The organism is Bacillus sp. SYZHCR11 (assembly GCF_057196865.1).
On the sequence record NZ_JBXUND010000002.1, the window covers coordinates 370,769 to 394,032 of the forward strand.

A 23,264-nucleotide genomic window follows, 5' to 3' on the forward strand; every position below is an offset into this window, starting at 1 on the left:
CTGATCATCCTCATTTTCACTTTGCTGTTTGAACTTTTTGTTTTATGGGAAAAATGGTGTTAGAAGAAAAGGTTGGCATTTTGGTCAGCGTTTTGTTTGACCTTTATTGACCAAAAATGTATCATGTAAATACATACTTACCTAAAAGGTGAAGGAGGAGCATTATGAATTTAATACCTACAGTCATTGAACAAACGAACCGCGGAGAAAGAGCTTATGACATTTACTCCCGTCTTTTGAAGGACCGTATTATCATGCTTGGATCTGCGATTGATGACAACGTTGCGAACTCCATCGTGTCACAGCTTTTATTCCTTGAAGCGGAAGACCCTGAAAAAGATATTTCCATTTACATTAACAGCCCTGGCGGATCAATCACTGCCGGTATGGCAATCTATGATACAATGCAGTTCATTAAACCGAAAGTATCCACGATCTGCATCGGTATGGCCGCTTCTATGGGAGCATTTTTACTTGCAGCCGGAGAAAAAGGCAAACGTTACGCGCTTCCTAACAGTGAAGTTATGATTCACCAGCCGCTTGGCGGAGCGCAAGGACAGGCGACAGAAATTGAAATCGCCGCAAAACGCATTCTCTTGCTTCGCGACAAATTAAACAAAGTGCTTGCTGAACGTACCGGCCAGCCGCTTGAAGTCATTGAGCGCGATACAGACCGCGACAACTTCAAATCAGCTGATGAAGCTTTAGAATACGGCTTAATCGATAAAGTGCTGACACGCAATACGGAAGACCAGAAGTAATGCCCAAAAAACCTGCAAGAGATGATGTCTCTTGCAGGTTTTTTTATGCTTTATTCCCATTCAAAAAAGTAATGAATGCTTTGACGACAGATAATTCTAACGCTGAAGAATCATACATGAGCCAAGTATCGCGTATCACAGGCTCATTATTTTTATAGGATAGCGCCAATGTGTATAATTCATCAGAAGGCTGAAGACAGATTTCCGGCACAACAGAATAACCGAGGCCGTTTTTCACCATCTCTTTACAGGTTTCCTGCCTGTCTACCTCCATTGCAATGAAAGGCGGTTCAGTAAATTGGTTATTCCACCATTTTTGAATCAAACTTTTCAAAGAAGCATCAGTTTGATAATAAATCATCGGCAATTTGGGAAGGTCCTCACTGTTGATTTCAGTTTTTGAAATAAGGTACAGCCTCTCTTCATTCAGCAGTTGTTTTTCTCCTTGCCAATCATAATTCCCCCTCATAATCCCAAGGTGTACCCCCGAATGATGAAGCAGATCCATCACCTTCGCACTCCATCCCGTATTGACGTGGAATTGAACAGACGGATACTGATCAGAAAACCGTTTTAGAATCGCCGGGAGCTTATACTGAGCAAAATTGCTTGAGACTCCTAATCTGAGAACCCCGCTGACTTCATGGCTCATATTGAGCATATCATCCTTCACTCTTCTGAACTCCTGCAGCATCTCTTTCGAATAATCAACCAGATGTTCACCTTCTGAAGTGAACTCCATCCCTTTTTTTCTTTTATAAAAAAGGCGCACTCCGAATTGTGCTTCCAGGTTTTTGAGCCGATAACTTAACGCCGGCTGTGTCATATATAATCGCTCTGCCGCCTTCGTCATATTTTTTTCTTCGAATAATGTAATGAGCACAATCCAATCCTTTTCATCCATATGAAATCCCCCAAAATATTTTTCTGCTATAAAATTTTCTCCTATTATAAAAGTTTTTTATTCAACTTTATAAAAATTATATGTTTTACTTATAATCCTTATTTATCATACGATATCTTCCAAAGGGACCGGTACCTTTTTATCCACACAAAATGATGTAAGGATGAGACAGCATGGAAAAAGTTCCTGTAACCGTTATGAGAGGCGGCACCAGCAAAGGCGTTTTTATTCTTCAAAAAGACATGCCAGACGATACAAACCTATGGAGCGATTTTCTTTTAGACATTATGGGGAGCCCTGACGAGAGACAAATTGACGGTCTCGGCGGCGGCCATTCTCTCACAAGCAAGGCAGCCATTATTAAGAAATCCGCCAGAAAGGATGCAGATGTTGAGTATACGTTTGCTCAGGTCAGTCTGACTGACAAATTTACCGACTTCAAAGGCAATTGCGGAAATATCTCTTCTGCCGTAGGCCCTTATGCTATTGAGAAAGGGCTCGTTCAAGCTGAAGAGCCGGTTACAAAAGTCAGAATTTTAAATACAAACACTCAAAAAGTGATCGCAGCAGAAGTCGAAGTCAGAAATGGAACATTTCATTACCAGGGGGACTGCTCTATTCCGGGGGTTCCAGGTACAGCTTCTCCTATTTATCTTTCATTTCACCAGGCTGAAGGAGCGGTGACCGGTAAGCTGTTTCCCACCGGTCAGCCTATTGATGTTCTCGATACCCCGTATGGAAATATCTCGGTATCGATTATTGATTACGCCAATCCGCTTGTCTTTGTAAAAGCAGAGGACACGGGGCTTACCGGCTTAGAACTTCCGGATGAATATACCCCGGATATATTGGAAAAGCTCGAAATGATCCGATCGATTGCAGCCGAGAAATGCAGATTCGCTCCGAGACATGAGGCTGCTGCAAAATCACCGGCCGTACCAAAACTGACATTAATCTCATCTCCAGCGGATTATATCGATACAAAAGGGATAAAGAGACACGCAGAAGAGATGGATCTTGTCATTCGTATGATGTCCATGCAAAAACCGCATCAAGCTTTAGCCATTACAGGGGCGGTATGTACGACTGCCGGCATGCTATTGCAAGATACAATATTATCTGAATTTTCATTCTCCGGGAGAACGATCCGATTGGGGCATCCAAGCGGTATTTTAAAAACCGAGGCAGATGTTGATCCGGACGGAACAACGATTAAAGTAGTACGCACAGCAAGAAAAATCTCTGAAGGCTATGTGTTTACTAAACAAAGTTACAGCATGAATACGCTCAATCACATTGGTTAATACCGTCTTCAGACAAGTCAAAGATAAACGGAGGAATACGAGATGATCAATGTAAATGCGTCTAATCGATTAAACAGACTGCCTTTTTCAAGGGCCCATCAAGCAGTGCTCGTTATCCTTTCATTCGCTTACTTTTTTGATTTTATCGATTTAAATACGTTTTCATATGCGGCGCCTTCACTTTTAAAGGAATGGAACATATCCACTCATACTATCGCTTTTATTACATCTGTCTCCTATTTCGGAATGTTTATCGGCGCCTCTGCCGGAGGATGGTTTTCAGACCGTTTCGGAAGGAAAAAAGGTTTAATTCTGGTTGTCACCTTTTTCTCTTCCTTCTCCCTCCTCTCTTCTCTGGCTTGGAACCCAGAAATACTCGGTGTTTTTAGATTTTTTACGAGTTTAGGTATCGGCGCCACAACGATTGTGGCGAGTACGTATATCAGCGAATTTTTCCCATCCGCAACTAAAGGCAAATACCAGGCAATCTGTATTACAATCGGCATATGCGGAATTCCTGCGGCCGGCTGGGTGGCTAAATTGGTCGTGCCGTCCGCCTCTTACGGCTGGCGGTTTGTCTTTCTATTCGGCGCGGTCGGTATTTTTTTTCCGCTGATCGCCAGAAAACTGGAAGAATCACCGAAATGGCTGGACACGAAAGGAAAAAGCGAACAAGCACACCGCATTCTGCTTGAACTGGAGGCAAAAGCAGAAAATGAAAAGGGTGAACTGCCTGAACCAGCTCCGGCTCTGCAAAGCAGACAAACCGCTGTAAAATCCGTTCCATATCGGACGCTGTTTCAAAAGCCTTTAGCAGGAAGAACTTTTGTTTTAATGACGATGTGGGCAGCTTCCACCATTGCAATTCAAGGCTTTGGCACGTGGGTTCCCACCCTTCTGGTGAAAGAAGGCGTATCAATGGATGAGTCTATCGTATACGTCACTCTGGGAACGATCGGTGCCCCGCTGGGCGCTCTCATTGCGGCGCAAATCTCTGACCGTGTGGATCGAAAGTGGGCCATTTCTGTTTTATCGTTAATTATTATGGCGCTTGGATTCTTTTACGGCATCAATCCTTTGCCGATGGTCATTATCGTATGCGGATTTCTCATGCATATGTTTGAGCGTACTTTCAGTTCGATCGCATATGCTTATACGCCGGAATTATATCCGGTTGAAGCCAGGGCATCTGGAAATGGCCTCACTTACGGCGTAGGACGCCTTGCAAATGTAGCCGGTCCCTTTGTCGTCAGTTTCCTGTATTCAGGCTACGGATTTTTAAGTGTTTTCTTATTCTTTACAGGCTGCTGGTTTCTTTGTGCACTGACAGTCGGTATATTTGGAATCGGTTCAAAAAAACAAAAGATGGAGCAGGATGATTTCATATCGGAAGAAACTTTCGTGCAACAAAAGTTGTAAACGCATACAGTCTGGAAACCGCAAAACATCCATCTCCTTTGAGGAAATGGATGTTCTTCTTTCAACCCCAACAGCATTCTCATTCGCCTCTTATTCTCAGACATATCTCTTATTACGAAGAAAGGCGTGGTACGCATGAGAAGGAGAAAAGAACTTTCCGTCAGAATGAATTAGATGCAGCCGCCGAAACATATTTTAGACCGCTGCCTTACAATTCACGCCATTTCTTATCTAAAATCGGGTATGTATACCGATTCATCTGCTCAATCAGCTCATCCGGCCGGGAGGAACTATGTATCAGCTTTAAATGAGACTCATTCGAAAATCCTTCCTGGATGCTGTACTTGACCATCTTCATCATCGGCTCAAAATACCCGTTCACATTGTACAGCCCGATCGGTTTTTGATGAATGCCGATTTGCGCCCAGCACAGCACTTCAAATAACTCTTCATATGTTCCGAAACCGCCGGGCATGGCAATGTACCCGTCGGCAAGTTCACTCATTTTCGCTTTCCGCTCATGCATGCCGCTGACTTCAATCAGCTCCGTCAGATTCTGATGAACAATCTCTCCGCTGAAAAGCCCGCTCGGCATGACGCCGACAGCTTTTCCGCCGCCTGCCATTAACGCATCAGCGACGGTTCCCATCAGACCGACCCGTGAACCGCCGTAAACAAGGCCGATTCCCTGCTCCGCCATATATTCACCCAGTTCGGCCGCTTTGCGTTTGTACTCTTCATTTACCCCCGGGTTTGACCCCGCAAATACACAAATGGTTTTCATTTTTTCATCTCCGCATCTATATATGTACATCAATAAACCAAAATACACTATATATTGTCCCATCTCTATATGATAATATCAATAAGAATCATACAGGACATAAGGAGTGTTTCACATGCAGATGGCTGAAGCAGAACAATGGACGAAAGATTTTTACGAAAAACGAGGATGGACGGCGTACGGGCCATTTATCAGAATCGGCTTTTTAATGGAAGAGGCGGGTGAGCTCGCCCGGGCGGTAAGAGCATATGAAATCGGCAGAGACCGGCCGGATGAAAAGGACGCGACCCAGGCTGAACGCAGGCAGGAGCTGATTGAAGAAATGGGTGACGTCCTCGGAAATCTGGCTATCCTTGCCGATAAGTACGGAATCACGTTAGAAGATGCGATGAAAGCCCATCAGGAAAAACTGATCAAGCGCTTTGAAACCGAATAAAAACACGGCCCGTCCGCTTTTTCATGGACAGGCCGTATCTGAATTTATCCCGTTATCTCGTCCTGATGCTCAAAGAAATGCTGTTTCCCGATTTTATGAAACAGCCCCGTCTTCCGGATCAGCTCTCTCGGCTGTGACTGCAATCCGACGATCATCAATCTCCCGTTATGCCGTTTGATCCGGTTCATTACATTCCCCAGCACCGCTTCTGCGGAGGTATCCATGTAATGCACATTATTCATCAGCAGAATAAGCGTCTTCGGCTTTTCCTGAAGCCTCTCCAGCAGCGATGATTCCAGTGAATCAATTGAACCGAAAAACAGCGGTCCTTCAATGGAATATGTGCTGACGGACGAATCATTTTTAACCGATTTGACTGCGGCATGCGGTGTTTTAATGCTTGTTGATTCGCTCATTTTTCTGATAAAGAAAATAAAAGCGAGCACAAGACCGGCAGAAACGCCGATAATTAAATCAAACAGAACCGTCAGCAAAAAGGTTGCCGCCAGTACGAATGAATCAGTGTTTTTCAGCCGCATCATATTGGCGACTTCTCTCCGCTCACTCATGTTCCAAGCCACAACCATCAATACCGGCGCCATGCTTGCCAGCGGTACGTGAACGGCAAGCGGGGCGAAGACGAGCAGGACGAGGAGGACGGTGACTCCGTGGACAACACCGGAAATCGGAGAAACTGCGCCGTTTTTAATATTTGTTGCGGTCCGCGCAATCGCTCCCGTTGCCGGTATGCCGCCGAAAAGCGGCGCTGCCATATTGGCGATGCCCTGCCCGACAAGCTCCCTATTGCTGTCATGCCGTGATCCTTTCATATTGTCCGCGACCATCGCCGATAATATGGATTCAAGTCCGCCGAGAAGCGCAATGATCAGAGCCGACGGAAACATCATCACCATGTTATCAATTGAGAAATCCGGAAGCTGGAAAGCCGGAAGCTGCCGCGGAATTTCTCCGTAAGCAGAACCGATTGTCGCCATTTTGTCAGGAAAAAACACGACCGCCGCGGCTGTAGAGACAAGCAGCGCCACAAGCGCGCCCGGGATCTTCGGCATCAGCCTGGCTGATAACAGCAAAATGGCCAAAGCAATTCCCGCGATGAGGATGCTGTACAAATTAAAGGTTCCGATCTTCTTGCCTATTTCCGCAATGTTGAGGATAAAGCTTTCATGCTTTTGGATATCGCGCAGACCGAGAAAATGGGCAATCTGCTCCGAGAAAATCAGCACCGCGATCCCGGCCGTAAATCCGACGATCACCGGCTTCGGCACGAATTTCATAATCTTTCCGAGCTTAAATACGCCAAACAGGACGAGCATGACGCCTGCCATAAAACCGGCTACAAGTAAATTCTCAAAACCATACTGCATCACAATGGCAAATAAAATGGGAACAAACGCCCCTGTAGGCCCGCCGATCTGATATTTAGAGCCGCCCAACAGCGAAATCAGAATTCCGGCCACAATAACGGTGTAAAGCCCGTATTCCGGACCGACCCCCGAGGCGATGGCAAAGGCCATCCCCAGTGGAATCGCTACAATTCCGACCACAATTCCCGCGATTAGGTCTTTCTGAAATTTCTGCAAATTGTATCCCTGATATCTGCCGGTAAATTGCATCGTCAGCTGCATCCTCCTTTGACTGTTTCATAACCGTCAACGACTACATCCAGCGTCCCCGTTCCCGGATCGATCACCAGCCCGTGCACCGGCACCTCTTCAGGCAAGAGCGGATGATGCCTGACCATATTCACGCTGTGGGCCACGCTTTCTTCGACGCTGTGAAAACCGGTCAGCCATGTTTCCAAATCGACTCCCGCATGCTGCAGAAGGCTGAGACATTTGTCCTCCACCCCGCGCTCTTTTGCTTTATTTAATATGGAAGCCGCATTTAATCCCGACATTCCGCACTCGCGGTGACCTATGATGCAGACTTCCTCTGCCTGCAGTTCATAAACGGCAACCAAAATGCTCCGCATGACACTTCCAAATGGGTGAGAAACAATGGCTCCCGCGTTTTTTATGATTTTGGCATCGCCGTTTCTGAGTCCCATCGCCTGCGGCAGAAGCTCCGTCAGCCTTGTATCCATACAGGATACGATGACAAGCTTTTTTTTCGGGAATTTTGTCGTTTGGTAAGGTTCATATTTCCTTTCTTGGACAAACTGCTGGTTGTGCTCCAAAATGCTTGTTAAAGAAACCATTTTTCTATTCATCTCCCATCCGATTGTATTGCAAGCCTTCTTACCCAGCTTACAGTAAGGAATTATAGCACAGAAAAAGGCCTCAAAAGCGCTTTCAAAAAAAGACACGATAATTTGACTGTAAATTCAGATTATATTCATTTATATCTTTCAAAAATAATAAAATTTATCTTTACACCAACCTATAAAGCTTTTGAAAACAGCGGTTCCGCTCATTTTGCCTTCAGAAATATAGGCGGATTCTGTTATTGTTTGGAGAAATCAAGCATGTACATTCCTTTTTCTTTCATTTTAAGTTCAAAAGAACCAGAAATTTATCGTAATGCGTTTGATTATTTCTCACGTTACCGCTTCTCTTATATAATAAAATAGAGAAGAAAGACAAAGGAGGAGAAGCCCGTTGAAACCCTATGTATTCATCGCGAAACCGATACCGCCCGAAGTCGAACAAATGATAGGCGAGCATTGCCGCTATGACATCTGGAAAGAAGATACCATTCCAAAAGAGAAACTGTACGAAAAAATGAAAGATGCTGAAGGGCTGCTGACATCCGGAACGGCAATTGACAGTGATTTGCTGGATCACGCGCCGAAGCTGAAAGTCGTCAGCAATAATTCAGTCGGCTATGATAATTTTAATATTGAAGAAATGAAAAGACGCGGGGTTGTCGGCACGCATACACCGTACACCTTAGATGACACTGTCGCTGATCTGGCTTTTTCATTAATTCTGTCTTCCGCCAGACGGGTTGCCGAATTGGATCGATTCGTCCGCGCCGGCAAATGGGGAACCGTTGAGGAGGAATCTCTTTTCGGTATGGATGTCCACCATCAGACATTAGGAATTATCGGCATGGGCAGAATCGGTGAACAAGCTGCCAAACGGGCAAAATTCGGCTTCGATATGGACGTGCTGTATTATAACCGCAGCAGAAAACCGGATGCCGAGAAGGAACTCGGGGTTACATATACCGACTTAGATACACTGCTGAAAACATCAGACTTTGTGCTTTTAATTACCCCGCTTACTGACGAAACATATCATATGATGGGAGAGAGGGAATTTAAATTGATGAAAGATACGGCATGTTTCGTCAATATTTCCCGGGGAAAGACAGTTGATGAGAAAGCGCTCATCCGCGCATTGCAAGAGGGCTGGATAAAAGGCGCCGGTTTAGATGTGTTTGAAAAAGAGCCGATCGCCGAAGATAATCCGCTCCTGCAGCTGGAAAACGTCACATTGCTTCCGCATATCGGGTCAGCAACCGCAAAAATCCGCTTGAATATGTTCAAGCAAGCCGCACAGAACATGATTGACGCCGTATACGGAAAAACACCGAAAAACCTCACGAAGGAATTTCAATGAGATGAAAAATCCCGGCCGTTTCAGCCGGGGTTTATTTTTCACTAGATCAAAAGTACTATTTTAAAATTCTTTCTATTCCTTTCTCTTGATGCTGATACAATGAAAAGGAATCAGCTTCACATGATAAAAATGGGAGGTATTGCTTTGAAAAAACGATTATCGTGGATTTCCGTTTGTTTGCTGGTGCTGTTCTCCGCGGCGGGGATGCTGTTTTCAACGGCTGCCAAGACGGATACATCTTCTCACAAGGCGCACACTGAAGCACAGGTTATCAACACGTTTGACGGGGTTGCGGATTATCTTCAGACCTATCACAAGCTTCCTGATAACTACATTACAAAATCAGAAGCACAGGCCCTCGGCTGGGTGGCATCAAAGGGGAATCTGGCGGACGTCGCCCCGGGGAAAAGCATCGGCGGGGACATCTTCTCAAACAGGGAAGGCAAACTCCCTGTAAAAAGCGGACGGACGTGGCGTGAAGCGGATATTAACTATACATCAGGCTTCAGAAATTCAGACCGGATTCTTTACTCAAGCGACTGGCTGATTTATAAGACGACAGACCACTATCAAACCTTTACAAAAATGAGATAAACACATACAAAAAACGGCTTCCCTGCGGAGGCCGTTTTTTTGCAGAGAATCTGCAAGCTTCATATAAAATGAGCAGTAAATTTTTCTTCAAACTCTGAGCGGTCTATTCTGCTGTTTTCCGCCGTGCCATCGTGTTTTTTTATTGTTATATTGCGTTCAGACAGAACCATGTGCCCTTCCGGTGTCCGCTTAGAAGCCAGCAGGCGTTTGTTGAAAGGAGAACGTTCATGTTCAAAGATTGTTTGTTTCATAGACTTGAGGTCCTTTTCATCGATTTCTTCAAGCGAAAATGCGTAGCCTGTCTGCCAGCCGTCCCCTTTGTTCATTTCAAGCACGTATGTCCCGAATTCCGTCTCTTCTATCCTCACGCGGAACGCTCCGGCCGCTGATACCGTCTCGTCTCCCGACATCGGCACAGGCTGCATGGCGAGATTGAGGCCGAAGCCTGCATCAGCGATGTACTCATTTCCCCCGGCGGAAAGAAGTACGGCCGCATGTGTGCCGGGCAGCGCCCAGCCGTTTTTCCAGACCGTTCCGCGGATCAATTTGACATCAAATCCGGCATCTTTCAGGATGAAATAAAGCAGTCCGTTCAAGTCATAACAAAGACCGCCGTGAGGTTCCTTCACCATGTGCCGCCACAGTCCTTCTTTCGTGACGTCATATTCTTTTTTGGACAAAACGGCGCGGTTTTCAAACGGAAACCGATACGCGAGCGCCTTTAAAAACTCCGGCAGGTTGCTGAAATCGAGGGAATCCTTTTCCCAGCCTATCGTTTGATAACAATCTTTCAGAAACTCATTCATCGTTCCGTCCCCCTTACAAAGTGTTTACACTTCTTCCTGCACATAAGCGGACAACTTTTCCAGCGCTTCCTTTTCATCGTCGCCTTCAGCGATCAGAGTGACTTCCGTCCCCGTACTGACCGCCAGACTCATTAATCCCATAATGCTTTTGGCATTCACTTTCTTGCCGTTTTTCTCAAGAAACACATCTGATGCAAAACGATTTGCCTCCTGTACAAACAATGCAGCGGGGCGCGCCTGCAATCCCGTCTTTAAACGCACTTCCACTTTCCCCTGAACCATAAGATCTCCCCTTTTCTGTACGGTTATTTCAAAGTGATGCTTTGTCCTGTACGCAGCTGTTCTGCGATTTCATCGAGCTTTCTCAGCCTGTGATTGATGCCGGATTTGCTGATTTTCCCGCTTGCAACCATTTCCCCCAGTTCTTTCAGCGTGACCTCCTGATAATCAATCCGCAGCTGCGCAATTTCGCGAAGCTTTTCCGGCAGCGCTTCAAGACCGATCCGTTCATCAATGTATTTAATATTTTCCACCTGTCTGAGAGAAGCCCCGATGGTTTTGTTTAAGTTTGCTGTTTCACAATTGACGAGGCGGTTCACTGAGTTTCTCATATCTCTGACAATCCGCACATCTTCAAAGCGCAGCAGTGAATTGTGAGCGCCGATGACATTCAGAAATTCAGTGATTTTTTCCGCCTCTTTTAAATACGTAATATAGCCTTTTTTCCGTTCAAGCGTTTTGCTGTTCAGATGAAAATCATTCAGCAGGGCGCATAATGAATCGTTATGTTCCTTATAAAGCGAGAAGATTTCCAAGTGGTACGACGATGTTTCGGGATTATTCACAGATCCTCCCGCCAAAAACGCCCCTCTCATATAAGAACGTTTGCAGCACCGTTTCGCCACCAGTTCCTCAGAAATATTCCGTTCAAATACAAAGTTCTCCCCGAGGATTTTCAATTCCTCTAAAATCAGCTTTGCATTTTCAGAAAAGCGCACAATATAAACATTATTTTTTTTCAGCCGCATTTTTTTTCTGACTAACAGTTCGACCGATACATCATATTGTTTCTTCAGCAATGTATAAATGCGGCGGGCAATCGCCGCATTTTCGGTTTGAACGTCAAGCACGAGATGGCGGTTTGAAAATGACAGGGAACCGTTCATCCGAATCAGCGCGGACAGCTCCGCCTTGGCGCAGCAGTCCTTCACTTCCAGATTCGTCAGTTCTTTTTTTGTTTCCGATGCAAATGACATATTAGCCACCTCATTTCAAAAGGCCTCTAGTCCCTTAATAAATCGACAAGAAGAGAAGCCACTTTATGTGTATCGTGACGGATTACGCCATTTTTATACGTGATAATCTGATCCCTGATGACCTCAAGCCCCATGGATTTCAGCTTTTCAACATTGAAGTCGACGGGCCGGGCCAGCTCTTTCGCATATTTGCTTTTGATTTCGTCAGGGATCTCCTCATTGTTGATTAAGATCGTGTCGATAAACGGCTGCTCCATATGATCGTTCAGCGCCTTGACATGGTCGGCCGCGCTGTATTGAAGCGTCTCGCCGGGCTGTGTCATGACGTTGCATATATATACTTTTTTGGCCGCGGCCTTGACGACTTCCTCTCCGATTTTCGGCACGAGCAGATTCGGAAGAATGCTTGTGTACAGGCTTCCCGGACCGATAATGATTAAATCGGCCTGACGGATGACGTCAATCGTTTCCGGGAGCGGATCAATTTTCTCAGGCGTAAGAAATACCCGTTTAATCCGCTGGCCGTAAGAAGGGATTGTCGATTCTCCGGAGACGACCTGCCCGTCCTCCATTTCAGCGTGAAGAACGACACTGGTGTTGGCAGCAGGCAGCACTCTGCCGCGGACATTCAGCACCTTGCTCATTTCGGTGACAGCGTGAAAGAAATCACCGGTTATATTTGTCATCGCTGCCAAAATCAAATTGCCGAGCGAATGTCCGGTTAAGTCGCTTCCTTTGTTGAAACGGTGCTGAAACAGATTTTCAACGAGCGGCTCAACATCTGACAAAGCAGCCAGTACGTTACGAATGTCACCCGGCGGCGGAATTTGAAGTTCATCCCGCAGACGGCCTGAACTTCCGCCGTCATCAGCAACTGTCACAATCGCCGTAATATCAACGGGCTTATGCTTTAACCCCCGAAGCAGCACGGACAGACCCGTTCCGCCGCCGAAGATTGCGATTTTCGGCTTCTTATTCATTTCCGGCTTCTCTTTTCAATGTCCCGGTGAGTGACATGAGTATAGAAATCTTTTTTAAAATAGTCAGCCAAATACTCAGCGAGCGTGACGGAGCGGTGCTGGCCGCCCGTACAGCCGATCGCGATGACAAGCTGGCTTTTACCTTCCCGCTTATAAGACGGAAGCATAAAGCCGAGCAGATCAACAAGCTTTTCAATAAACTTTTGTGTTTCGTTCCACTTCATCACATAGGATGACACTTCCTCATCTTTCCCCGTAAGCGGCCTCATGCTTTCAATGTAGAACGGATTCGGCAGAAACCTTACATCAAACACGAGGTCGGCATCTATCGGAAGCCCGTATTTGAAACCGAATGACATCACGTTCACTGTAAATGTTTCACCTTGGTTCGTGGCAAAATGCGCCACGATTTTTTCACGCAGATCACGCGGTTTCATATCCGATGTGTCATAGATCAGCTGAGAGCGCCCTTTCAATTCTTCAAGCAGCTGGCGTTCCAGCGCGATTCCTTCAAGAGGAAGCCCGGTAGCGGCCAGCGGGTGAGAACGCCTCGTTTCTTTGTATCTCGTCACAAGGATGGAATCCTTAGCGTCTAAAAAGAGAATGCGCGGTGTAATCCACGGATTTTCCGCCATTTCATCCAGCGCCTCAATCAGCCTGTCAAAAAATTCACGTCCCCGCAGATCCATGACAAGCGCAACCTTGCTCATTTTTGAACTTGATTCTTTCATCAGCTCCAAAAATTTCGGCAGCAAGGAAGGCGGCAGATTGTCGACGCAAAAATAGCCGAGATCCTCAAAGCTTTGAATGGCGACGGTTTTCCCCGCTCCAGACATTCCCGTAATGATGACGAGCTGAATATCATGGTTTTCATTCATACTCATCTTTCTCCCCCCTGCGGTCTTTCTTTTATTTGATAAGCTGCGGATCTAAACGATAGCTGAGCAGCTCGAAGTCCGGCGTATACGTAAAGGTGCCGTGCAAAAGCCCTTGGCCCTTGATCATAAAATCAAGGATATGCCCGTCTCCGGGGGCCATCGGAAGGCTGTGGATATCTTTTACGTCATGCCACTTCAGAACGCCTTCCTCTGATTCAGCGACATTCCGCCCCGTGTAGGAGTCGGCGACGAAAGTAAACATCATCCACTCTGACACGATTTGTTCCTGTTCCTTAATAATAAAGGTAAACACGCCTTTTAACTGCGGATTTAGTATATAAATGCCCGTCTCTTCTCTGTACTCTCTGATGACGGAATCTCTGACGGATTCGCCGCTTTCCATCTTCCCGCCGGGCGCGACCCACCAGCCCCGTCTCGGCTTTTGGAGAAGGAGAACCTGATCATCTGTCTGCAGCACACAATTTGTCACTCTTTGCACAAGTACGTCACCTAACCTTCTCAACAAATCATCGTCTCTTCATTATACCGTTTCGGCATGTCTCTCACAATGCAGAGACACCGACATCCTTTTCTTTTATTTGACAGAAAACAAAAAATCGCAAAAAAAGGGCACGGATACTGGAATCCGTGCCAAAGTGTATTCATTAAAAAGGGGGTCAATTACTACATTCATCTTAAAACATCAGTATTTCACCCGTGTTACAGCGTAATTAAAACACAGTAACGATTCAAAAACTGAACATTACAGTGATTATTTAACGGTTTTGAGCGTTTCCTCAAGCTCTTCCACATAATGCTGAACGCTTTGAGCCGCAATACTTCCGTCGCCTGTCGCCGTTACGATCTGGCGGAGCGTTTTTTCACGGATGTCTCCCGCAGCGAAAATGCCTGGGACTTTTGTCTCCATTTGGGCATTTGTTTCAATGTAGCCTTCTTCATTTGTGATGCCCAAGTTTTCGAACGGTTTAGAAAGCGGAAGCATACCGATATAAATAAAGACGCCGTCAGATTTGAATTCTTCCTCTTCTCCCGTCACGGTATCCACAAGAGTAAGTCTGCCGACTTTTCCGTTTTCCTCATGGATTTCTTTTACGGTTTTGTTCCATTTGAAGTCAATTTTCTCATTGTCAAAGGCACGCGCCTGAAGAATGCTTTGCGCACGCAATTTGTCACGTCTGTGAACGATGGTGACTTTTGAAGCGAAGCGTGTCAGATAGACGCCTTCTTCAACGGCGGAGTCTCCGCCGCCGACAACGACAAGCTCTTTATTTTTAAAGAACGCGCCGTCACAAACCGCGCAGTACGATACGCCGCGGCCGCCCAGTTCTTTTTCGCCGGGAACGCCGATCTTTTTGTATTCCGCTCCGGCAGAAATGACGATGGCGCGCGCTTTATATTCTTTTGAACCGGCTTTGACCGTTTTATATTCTTTACCGTCCACGATTTCTTTAATATCGCCGTACGCATATTCCGCACCGAATTTTTTCGCATGTTCAAACATTTTATTAGAAAGTTCAGGGCCGAGAATGCTTTCAAAACCCGGATAGTTTTCAACATCCTCCGTATTGGCCATCTGGCCGCCCGGAATTCCTCTTTCGATCATTAATGTGGATAAGTTCGCTCGTGATGTGTAAACAGCAGCGGTCATCCCCGCCGGACCCGCGCCGATAATGATCACATCATAAATTTTTTCTTCTGACACCATGATTCACTCCTTTTCGAAATGGGGCGCACCCTATATGACTAAGAATCCCCATCAATCGTATTCCTTACCCATATCCTATTAAATCTGAGGGCAATTCGCTATTTTTTTGCTCATTTTTCTGAGAAACCGTGATTAGGGAGCTCCTGAGCGGGTATACAAATAAAGAAAGAGCCTTCCGGGATAGAAGGCCCTTGTCTTATTCATTATTGCACGACACGTCTTACATTGCCGTTGAATGCTTTCTTCCAGTAAGGGTTGCTCATAGAATCAATGGATACACCGTGTGATGTATTATCGTTCAGGAACGTTCCGTTACCTAAGTAGATGCCGACGTGGCCGTTTGTTTTATACGTGTTGAAGAATACTAAGTCTCCGCGTTTCATGTCAGACGCGCTTACTGCTTTACCTCTTCCGATTAATGTATCTGTGTTTGTGCCGCTTGCAGGTCCGAGATTAACGCCTGCGTTAGCATAAGCCCAGCGTACGAATGAAGAGCAGTCAAAGATACGGTTGTCAATATCGGATTGAGTGCGTCCGCCGCCGAATTTATACGGAGATTGACCCACAAGGCTTGATCCTACGCTGATCGCGCCTTCAATACCGCCTGAATTTGAAATAACAGATCCCCCGTCAGAATCATCTGAACCGCCGCTGTTATGAGATGATCCGCCTGAAGTGCTCTTCGGTTTGCTTGAGCTGTCAGATGAATCAGATGATGTTGAAACAGCCGCTTTTTTCACAGTTTTAACCGCCGGTGCCGGCTGGCTGTCATCTTTTTGGTTTTGGTCTTCAGAAGCTTTTTGCGCTTCTTCCTGTTTTTTGATCAGGGCAGCCGCTGCAGCCTGCTCAGCTTTAATGCGCTTCTGTTCTTTTTCAGTGTCAGCTTTTTGGTTTGCAAGCTGTGACGCTTCTTTTTTCAGATCAGAGATAGCGGAAGCCGCTTTTTTCTGACCGTTTTTCGCTTCGTCGAAAAGCTTGTCTTTCTGATCAAGCTGTTTGTTCAGATCTTTTTGCATAGACTCGAGTTTCGCAAGATCATCTTGAACTTTTTTCAGCTTCACGTTAAGTTCAGCCTCTGCGTCTTCGAGTTTCGCTTTATCCTGCTCCTGCTGTTTGATCAGGTCTTTATCCGCATCAACGATAGAAGATACTGCAGTCGCACGGGAAATGAAGTCTCCGAAGCTTGTCGCCCCTAAAAGTACATCTATGTATCCTTGAGAACCGCCGTTTTCCTGTAAAGAGCGAACGCGTTTTTTCAGGATTTCATTGCGTTTTTCAATACGCGCTTCTGTTTCTTTGATTTCTTTTTTCAAATCAGCGATCTGCTTTTTCGTTTTTTCGTTTTCAGCTTTTTTATCTTCGATTTTATTGCTTGTATCCAACGCTTTAGCGTTAATGTCTTTCAATTCTTTTTCAATCTTAGCCTGTTTGTCCTGAAGCTTGGACAATTCTCTTTCTTTTGCTTCAAGGCTTGAAGCCACCTCAGATTGCTTGCTTTCAATTTTCGCTTTTTTGCTGTCTAATGTTTCCGCCGATGCAGTTTTTGTAAACGGGATCAAAAAACTGCTTGTCCCGATGACGGAAGCCAAACCAAGTGTTAATAAACTCTTTTTCACTTTTTCTTTCCTCCCTTTTACTTTAAACCTGTTCTCATTTGGAATTCTATTATGAACATCAAAGTTACGCTCCCTCACATGCCCGTGAGGCTGATGATTTTTATGTACGATTCTTTGAATCTGGTTAATTGGTATAGATTATACAGCACATGTAAAATAAACTAATCTCTTATGTACGAGACTCATTATACCATCATGTTTCGACAATTTTTATTACAGTTATATTTCAATGTGATTGCAAATCTCATATTTTGCAAAATAAACGGTGATTACGGCCTGATTTCGATTCAAAAAGCAAAAAAATACGTATGAATACCTCTTTTTTCGGCGGTAAAGTTCTGTTTTGCCCCTTTCTGATAAAAAAAAGAACCGACTCTTTATATAGAAAGAATCGGTTTTATTCTAATATATCATCTATTTGTCTGATGTATTTCGAAAGGGTTGCCGGGGTTATACCGTAAACGGCGGCCGTTTCTTTTTTCGTCGTTTTTTCGCCGTTTGCTTCTTTCCATACGTATGCGATGGCTGCGGCCCATGCCCGCTCATTCTGTACGGCAGCGGCGGCGCGGATGTGCTGAATGACGTGAAAAACCCAGCAGCTCATGACGTCAGTTTTTAAACTGTCGGCTTCCGCTTTCTCCAGAAGCTTGACCGTCCGATACGTGAACAGCGCGTCACCGGAGACGCCTGAAGCGCCTTTTTCACCGGAAAGCAGCAGTCTGACGAAATCTTGTTCAAACGGTGAAACGGCGCGTTTTGCCGTCAGAACTTTTTCAAGCTGGTTCCGCTCTCCTTCAGCGCTGCTGATATAATAGGCGGCAAGCCGCTGTTCCAGTGAAGCAGGCAGCGATTCCTGCCGCTCCGCCCAAGGCGCGGGCCGGTCTGATTCGGGAAATTCGGCTTCGGCCTTCTTCCAAATGGTTTCTGCAAATTCTGTGCGGCCTGTCCCGTAGGCTGAGGCGGCAAGCCAGTAATAAAACGTTTCGTCGCCTTCGAACCCGCTTTTGTAAAGAGAACGGAGCCATTTATAACCGAGATCATGTCTGCCGACAAGCGCAAGCGTCGCCCCCAGCTTATAGCGCTGTTCGAATAAAATCGGATACACGTTGGCGAGTTTTCCGCTCAATTCTCCGACTTTTTCATCTTCCCTCTCGTAATAGCAGAATACAAGGAGGTTGCACAGGGCATGGAGATTGCCTTCATTTTTCTCAAGCACTTCGAATACCGTCTGTTTCGCTTTTGTAACATTGCCTGAGTAAAAGTAAGCGAGCGCCAGGTTGTTGTATGCAGACCAAAGCTCGGGGTAATCGGCCGTAATCTCTTCAAGCATGACAACCGCTTCATGAAGCTGGCCGCTCTCAAGAAGCGTTTTTGCCCGGTCCTGCCTGATCAGCAGCTCATCCTGGTCATAGAGTGATTCGTTTTCACCCGCTTCGCCGAAATCCAAAAGCTCCATCAGATTTTCAATCTCTTCGCTGAATTCCCCGTCCGGATCGGCATCTGAATAAGCCGCCGCTTCTTTGTATGCTTCCTGAAAGAGCCCCAAATGCGCGAAATTATTCGCTTTAAAATAATGACACTCGGGCATTTCTTCTTTCAGGTTCACCAAAATAAAGTCGAACAGCTCATTTGACTGCTGGTAGTGGCCCATTTCAGAATAAATGACGGCCAGCCGTGACAGCATTTCGGAATCATTCGGCTCGAGATGGACGGCCCGCTGAATCAGTTTGCTGGCCCGTTTTAAATTCCGCTCTTTATATGCTTTTAAGCCTTTATGAAAAAAATATTGTCCATCCTGAAGCAGCTGGACAATTTGCGCGTGCTTTTTCTGTTCAGAAGTGTGTTTTCCCACAAATATCCTCCGTTTTATACGTATTACCGTCAGTAGTATACCATAAAACGGTTTCGCCTCAATAGTTCAAAAGACAGGATCGGCTTCGTTTTTTACTGGCTGGTTCGACCAGATTTTAGCTGTTTTTTTCACGAGGCTCGGCTGGAAGAATGACGCGGAAAAGGGTTCCTTCGCCGCGCTTGCTCTCAACCTCTATCGAACCGCCGTGCAGCTCTGCGATTTTTTGGGCGATGGACAGGCCGAGCCCGCTTCCCCCTGCGTTTCTCGCCTTATCCGCTTTATAAAACCGTTCAAATACCCGCTCCGCCTGTTCAGGCTCCATTCCGATTCCGTCGTCGGCGATTTCGACAGCCGCCGCTCCCGGCAGATCAACAATTTTAACGGAAATGCTGCCGCCTTCACCGGTAAATTTCACGGCATTGTGAATCAGATTCATCCATACTTGGCTGAGCAGCGCTTCATCTCCGTACACATACGACTCCTGTAAATCAATGAGAAACTCAATCTGTTTGGCGGACCATTCAGGCTCACAGGTCAATATGGTGCGCCGCAGCTGTTTGTCAATGCGGAACGGTTTTTTTTGTATCGGTTCGGTTTGGCGTTCAAGCGCAGTGAGCTTCAGCAGATTTTCACTGATTTTTGATAATCGTTCTGTTTCTGTCTCGATGATGTGTAAATAGCGCCCCCGCTCCTCATATGATAAATCCGGTTTTTTCAGGAGGTGCGCGTAGCCCTTTAATGAAGTAAGCGGGGTTTGGATTTCATGGGAAACGTTCGAAATAAATTCTTGTTTCAGCTTTTCCATTTCACTCAGTTCCGCGGCGAGTGTCGACAGTTCATCAGCCAATTTCGTCACGGGGTGGTCCCGTTCAATCTTCTCCATTTTCCTGGAGGCGGCCGCTGTGAAGTTGCCGCTCGACATTTGCTTGATCGTGGCGGTCAGCGAATCCCAGATCGCATGATGTCTTTCACGTGCTGACTTTGAAAAGATAAACATCGTTATAAACAGCAGGCCGAAAACAAGCCAGAGCGTCAGAATCTGCTCGGCGTACGGCACAAGCAAAATCGGCCATATGAGACCGAATCCCTGAACGATCAGATGAGCCGCCAGCCATAAGAATGCGGTGACGGTGAGAAGGATGATGATTTTTCCAGCCGTTCTGAAGATCCGTTTCATTCTGTCACCACAAACCGATACCCGAGCCCCCGCACCGTATGGATGGCAAACGGATAGTCCTTTTCCGGAAACCGTTCCCTCAGCCTTTTAACATGAACATCAACCGTCCGCTCGTCACCTTCATAATCAAAGCCCCAAATATCTTCTATTAATTGTTCTCTTGAAAACGTCTTATTCGGATAACCGGCGAGCTTAAATAAAAGCTCAAATTCACGCCGGGGCAGCGTCAATCCCGCTCCGCCGCCGCGCGTTACGGTGCGGGATTGCTTATCTAATGTGACATTTCCGATGGTCAGCAGTTTTTCAGCGGTGATCCGGTACCGTTTCAGCAATGCTTTGACCCTTGCTTCCAGCTCAAGCGGCTCAAACGGTTTGACGAGATAATCATCCGCTCCGGAAGTAAAACCTTGCACTTTGTCCAGCGTTTCGCCTTTTGCCGTCAGCATCAAAATCGGAATGTCCGTAAAGCTGCGGACGGCTTCACTGACTTCAAACCCGTCCATTTTCGGCATCATCACATCCAGTATGATGAGATCAATAGGTGCTGATTCGATCAGCCGCACCGCCGCTTCCCCGTCTTCCGCTTCTGCGACGTCAAAGCCGCTCTGCTCCATCATGAGTCGGACAAGCTCACGGATATGGCGGTCGTCATCCGCAACCAATATGACAGCCATAAAAATCCCTCCTTCTGCTTTTTTGCCTGTCTTCTTTTAATGAATCGACATGATGTCTATTAACCGTCTTATTTTTTCATTGTCTCCTGTATCGACAGACACTTTTTTTGTATGGCGGATCATTTCCTCCGTCACTTCTTTCATTACGCCTTGATCAGTATCTTCACGAGACTCCCAGCGCAAAGGAACATTGTATACCTGAATGGTACCGTCACCATCGCTGCTGTAAGTGACTGACCCATCGACTAACCGGGAGCCTGCTAACTGCGTAACATCTTCGGGATAGCGGGCGCTCGTATGATCGTCAGGGTTGACGTATGCCCCGGCCGGAATGCGGCGAACGTTCAATTCATCTATCTGCTGATTTTCCCCAAGCTGCAGCCAGATGCGGGCATATTCAATTTGCAGAGGAGAATAATCTGCCGACATGTTGTTCGGTTGGCTTTTGTCCGCAGAGATGTGATGTGAACCTTTGTTTACGGGTTCTTTTTTTTCTGCCGCTGATGCTGTTTCAGCCTTGTTGATGCCGCTGCTTTCTCCGGCCGGACTTGAAGAATGGCTCGGCTCTTCATCGTTACCGTCCGTACACCCGGCAGTCATGAATACGAGCAGTAAGGCCGCGTGACAATAAAAAATCTTTGTGCGTTTTTTCATAATTTAACCCCCGCTTTCTATGAAGAGAACTCCGGCTGCAAAATAAAAAGCAGCTTTTTCAGCTGCTTTCTATTCATAAAGTCTTGCTTTACACAGCTTTGTTTTCTAAGTCGGCATTCAGCTTCAGCTGCTGCTCCGCAAAATCGCGGTACAGCGAATGGGATGCCATTAATTCATGGTGTGTGCCCCGTCCGGTGATTTCACCCTGTTCGACAAAGAGAAGCTGATCTGCATCCACAACCGTGGATAAACGATGGGCGATCACGATCGTGGTGCGGCCTTCCATTAGAACTTCCAGCGCCTGCTGCACCCATTTTTCAGATTGGCTGTCCAGACTTGATGTCGCTTCATCAAGCATCAGAATGCTCGGGTTGCGAAGGAGCGCTCTGGCAATGGCGATGCGCTGGCGCTGTCCGCCTGACAGCATAATTCCCCGCTCACCGACCTCTGTTTCAAATTTCTTCGGTAAGTCTTCAATAAATTGCAGGGCGTAGGCCATGTCAGCCGCTTGCCTCAGTTCCTCATCGGTCACCTCGCGTTTTAATCCGTAGCAGATATTGTCGCGGATGGTGCCTGACATTAACGGGCTTTCTTGCGACACGTAGCCGATATGCTCCCGCCATGACTCAAGGGAATACGCATCAATCGGTTCATTTCCGAGCAGGATGCTGCCCGCAGTCGGGTTGTAGAATCGTTCAAGCAGCTTAAATAACGTTGTTTTCCCGCCGCCGCTCGGTCCGACGATCGCGGTGACTTTGCCGGCCTCAATCGTAGCCGTAATGTCTTTTAAGATGGTTTGATCTGTTTTGTAGCCGAATGAGACTTGTTCGAGCTTAATCGGCTGATCTGCGTTTTCAATGGCTTTTCCGGTTTGGATATCTTCTTCTTTTTCTGCAAGAATATGAATCATCCGTTCCGTTGCGCCGACGGATTTTTGAAGCTGTGTGAAAAATGAAGTGATCTGGCCCATCGGCATAATGATCTGAAACAAATACAGGATAAAGGCAACGAGTGCGCCGGCTGTCAATTCACCGGATGACACCTGCATCCCGCCGTACCCGATGACAGCGACCAGCGCCGCCATTAATACAAGTGTAATAAGCGGGCCTACGAGCGACTGCACCTTCGCTTCACGCAGCCCGAGTTTAAAGAGCGCCATGATGCCTGCTTTTCCGCGTCCGTATTCCGCTTCTTCAGCGTTTGACGCTTTTACAAGCCTGATTTCCGGGAGGATGTGGTTTAATAATCCTGTGAATCTCGCCGTTTCATCCTGTGTTTCCCGAGAAATTTTAAACATTTTCCGGCCGATCGGCACTAAAATCACCGCAGCCAGCGGAACGACGATCAGCACGAGCAATGTGAGCTTCCAGTTCATGAAAAATAAGATCGTCAGTGACCCGATAACGGAAATGATTCCGGTAATAAATCCGCTGATATTGTTTGTGATCAGCTCTTTTACCACCATTGTGTCATTGGTGACACGGCTGATCGTTTCTCCCGTGGCGTTTTTGTCAAAATAAGAGACGGGCAGTTTAATTAATTTCTGCCACAACAAATCACGCAGTCCCGAGATGATTTTCTGGCCGCTGTAGTTCAGGGCGTAGGTGGCGTAGGCGCTTAATGCGGCCTGTACGATAAACACGGCTGCGATGATTCCGATTTGCACGCCTGACAGCGACGACACGGAAAAGCCGTCAACGAGCTGCTTTGTCAACAGCGGAATCAGCAGGCTGACGAGCGTTGTCACAATACTGAGAGACAGCGCGAAGGCCAGCATACCGTATGATGGTTTTGTTTTTTTGACTAATGAAAAGAATGAGTTGAATTTCCCTTTTGGTTTTGGTTGTTTATTCGGCATA

23 protein-coding genes are annotated in these 23,264 nt (G+C 46.4%); 6 read left to right on the forward strand and 17 right to left on the reverse strand.

Annotated elements, in window-relative coordinates:
• The first annotated feature begins 164 nt into the window (after positions 1-164).
• Entirely contained in the window at positions 165-761 is a 597-nt protein-coding gene (clpP, locus tag AC2CGA_RS08560; protein ID WP_003151513.1) for an ATP-dependent Clp endopeptidase proteolytic subunit ClpP, read from the forward strand.
• A gap of 43 nt (positions 762-804) precedes the next feature.
• On the opposite strand, the gene AC2CGA_RS08565 is transcribed toward clpP, so the two are convergent.
• Positions 805-1,665 (reverse strand): LysR family transcriptional regulator, encoded by an 861-nt coding sequence (locus AC2CGA_RS08565; RefSeq protein WP_003151510.1) that lies wholly within the window; start codon positions 1,663-1,665, stop codon positions 805-807.
• A 173-nt stretch (positions 1,666-1,838) separates the two neighbouring features.
• On the opposite strand from AC2CGA_RS08565, the gene AC2CGA_RS08570 reads away from it, so the two are divergent.
• Entirely contained in the window at positions 1,839-2,969 is a 1,131-nt protein-coding gene (locus tag AC2CGA_RS08570; RefSeq protein WP_014305893.1) for a 2-methylaconitate cis-trans isomerase PrpF family protein, read from the forward strand.
• Positions 2,970-3,011: 42 nt separating this feature from the next.
• The gene (locus AC2CGA_RS08575; RefSeq protein WP_015387659.1) at positions 3,012-4,388 is read left to right on the forward strand and encodes an MFS transporter; all 1,377 of its coding nucleotides are present in this window, start codon (positions 3,012-3,014) and stop codon (positions 4,386-4,388) included.
• A gap of 208 nt (positions 4,389-4,596) precedes the next feature.
• Here AC2CGA_RS08575 and AC2CGA_RS08580 read toward each other — a convergent pair whose 3' ends face one another.
• Positions 4,597-5,172: an LOG family protein gene (locus AC2CGA_RS08580; protein WP_015387658.1), complete on the reverse strand. Its 576-nt coding sequence runs from the start codon at positions 5,170-5,172 to the stop codon at positions 4,597-4,599.
• Between the two features lie 115 nt (positions 5,173-5,287).
• Between AC2CGA_RS08580 and AC2CGA_RS08585 the strand changes: the two genes are divergently transcribed.
• Positions 5,288-5,608, forward strand: a complete 321-nt coding sequence (locus AC2CGA_RS08585; protein WP_003151506.1) for a MazG nucleotide pyrophosphohydrolase domain-containing protein — start codon at positions 5,288-5,290, stop codon at positions 5,606-5,608.
• Positions 5,609-5,652: 44 nt separating this feature from the next.
• Here AC2CGA_RS08585 and AC2CGA_RS08590 read toward each other — a convergent pair whose 3' ends face one another.
• Both AC2CGA_RS08590 and AC2CGA_RS08595 read right to left on the reverse strand, forming a co-directional pair.
• Positions 5,653-7,242 carry a SulP family inorganic anion transporter gene (locus AC2CGA_RS08590; RefSeq protein WP_015387657.1) on the reverse strand — a complete coding sequence of 530 codons (1,590 nt, stop codon included), beginning with the start codon at positions 7,240-7,242 and terminating at the stop codon, positions 5,653-5,655.
• 2 nt (positions 7,243-7,244) lie between these two features.
• On the reverse strand, positions 7,245-7,826 hold the full coding sequence (locus tag AC2CGA_RS08595) for a beta-class carbonic anhydrase (RefSeq protein ID WP_044052869.1): 582 nt from the start codon (positions 7,824-7,826) through the stop codon (positions 7,245-7,247).
• A gap of 400 nt (positions 7,827-8,226) precedes the next feature.
• On the opposite strand from AC2CGA_RS08595, the gene AC2CGA_RS08600 reads away from it, so the two are divergent.
• Both AC2CGA_RS08600 and AC2CGA_RS08605 read left to right on the forward strand, forming a co-directional pair.
• Positions 8,227-9,192 carry a 2-hydroxyacid dehydrogenase gene (locus AC2CGA_RS08600; protein ID WP_014305897.1) on the forward strand — a complete coding sequence of 322 codons (966 nt, stop codon included), beginning with the start codon at positions 8,227-8,229 and terminating at the stop codon, positions 9,190-9,192.
• A 204-nt stretch (positions 9,193-9,396) separates the two neighbouring features.
• Positions 9,397-9,786: a ribonuclease gene (locus AC2CGA_RS08605; RefSeq protein WP_223203805.1), complete on the forward strand. Its 390-nt coding sequence runs from the start codon at positions 9,397-9,399 to the stop codon at positions 9,784-9,786.
• Between the two features lie 59 nt (positions 9,787-9,845).
• Here the strand turns inward: AC2CGA_RS08605 and AC2CGA_RS08610 are convergent, their stop codons facing one another.
• From AC2CGA_RS08610 to AC2CGA_RS08670, 13 genes are all read right to left on the reverse strand, one after another.
• Complete coding sequence (locus AC2CGA_RS08610; RefSeq protein ID WP_014305898.1) at positions 9,846-10,592, reverse strand: arylamine N-acetyltransferase family protein; 747 nt, start codon at positions 10,590-10,592, stop codon at positions 9,846-9,848.
• A 24-nt stretch (positions 10,593-10,616) separates the two neighbouring features.
• Positions 10,617-10,874: an HPr family phosphocarrier protein gene (locus AC2CGA_RS08615; RefSeq protein ID WP_003151495.1), complete on the reverse strand. Its 258-nt coding sequence runs from the start codon at positions 10,872-10,874 to the stop codon at positions 10,617-10,619.
• A gap of 23 nt (positions 10,875-10,897) precedes the next feature.
• Entirely contained in the window at positions 10,898-11,848 is a 951-nt protein-coding gene (gene whiA, locus AC2CGA_RS08620; RefSeq protein ID WP_003151494.1) for a DNA-binding protein WhiA, read from the reverse strand.
• A 26-nt stretch (positions 11,849-11,874) separates the two neighbouring features.
• Positions 11,875-12,828: a gluconeogenesis factor YvcK family protein gene (locus AC2CGA_RS08625; RefSeq protein ID WP_007407422.1), complete on the reverse strand. Its 954-nt coding sequence runs from the start codon at positions 12,826-12,828 to the stop codon at positions 11,875-11,877.
• Complete coding sequence (rapZ, locus tag AC2CGA_RS08630; protein WP_012118535.1) at positions 12,825-13,712, reverse strand: RNase adapter RapZ; 888 nt, start codon at positions 13,710-13,712, stop codon at positions 12,825-12,827. Before rapZ ends, AC2CGA_RS08625 begins: the two co-directional genes overlap by 4 nt.
• A 25-nt stretch (positions 13,713-13,737) precedes the next feature.
• Positions 13,738-14,205 (reverse strand): 8-oxo-dGTP diphosphatase, encoded by a 468-nt coding sequence (locus AC2CGA_RS08635; RefSeq protein ID WP_003151491.1) that lies wholly within the window; start codon positions 14,203-14,205, stop codon positions 13,738-13,740.
• 273 nt (positions 14,206-14,478) lie between these two features.
• Entirely contained in the window at positions 14,479-15,429 is a 951-nt protein-coding gene (trxB, locus tag AC2CGA_RS08640) for a thioredoxin-disulfide reductase (protein ID WP_003151487.1), read from the reverse strand.
• Between the two features lie 206 nt (positions 15,430-15,635).
• Positions 15,636-17,048, reverse strand: a complete 1,413-nt coding sequence (gene cwlO, locus AC2CGA_RS08645; protein ID WP_003151485.1) for a peptidoglycan DL-endopeptidase CwlO — start codon at positions 17,046-17,048, stop codon at positions 15,636-15,638.
• 397 nt (positions 17,049-17,445) lie between these two features.
• Complete coding sequence (locus AC2CGA_RS08650; protein ID WP_484480168.1) at positions 17,446-18,900, reverse strand: tetratricopeptide repeat protein; 1,455 nt, start codon at positions 18,898-18,900, stop codon at positions 17,446-17,448.
• A 115-nt stretch (positions 18,901-19,015) separates the two neighbouring features.
• The gene (locus AC2CGA_RS08655) at positions 19,016-20,077 is read right to left on the reverse strand and encodes a sensor histidine kinase (protein WP_003151480.1); all 1,062 of its coding nucleotides are present in this window, start codon (positions 20,075-20,077) and stop codon (positions 19,016-19,018) included.
• The gene (locus tag AC2CGA_RS08660; RefSeq protein WP_015387652.1) at positions 20,074-20,751 is read right to left on the reverse strand and encodes a response regulator transcription factor; all 678 of its coding nucleotides are present in this window, start codon (positions 20,749-20,751) and stop codon (positions 20,074-20,076) included. Before AC2CGA_RS08660 ends, AC2CGA_RS08655 begins: the two co-directional genes overlap by 4 nt.
• Before the next feature lie 36 nt (positions 20,752-20,787).
• The gene (locus tag AC2CGA_RS08665) at positions 20,788-21,405 is read right to left on the reverse strand and encodes a hypothetical protein (protein ID WP_484480169.1); all 618 of its coding nucleotides are present in this window, start codon (positions 21,403-21,405) and stop codon (positions 20,788-20,790) included.
• Positions 21,406-21,493: 88 nt separating this feature from the next.
• On the reverse strand, positions 21,494-23,263 hold the full coding sequence (locus tag AC2CGA_RS08670; protein ID WP_024085844.1) for an ABC transporter ATP-binding protein: 1,770 nt from the start codon (positions 23,261-23,263) through the stop codon (positions 21,494-21,496).
• Between the last annotated feature and the right edge of the window lies 1 nt (position 23,264).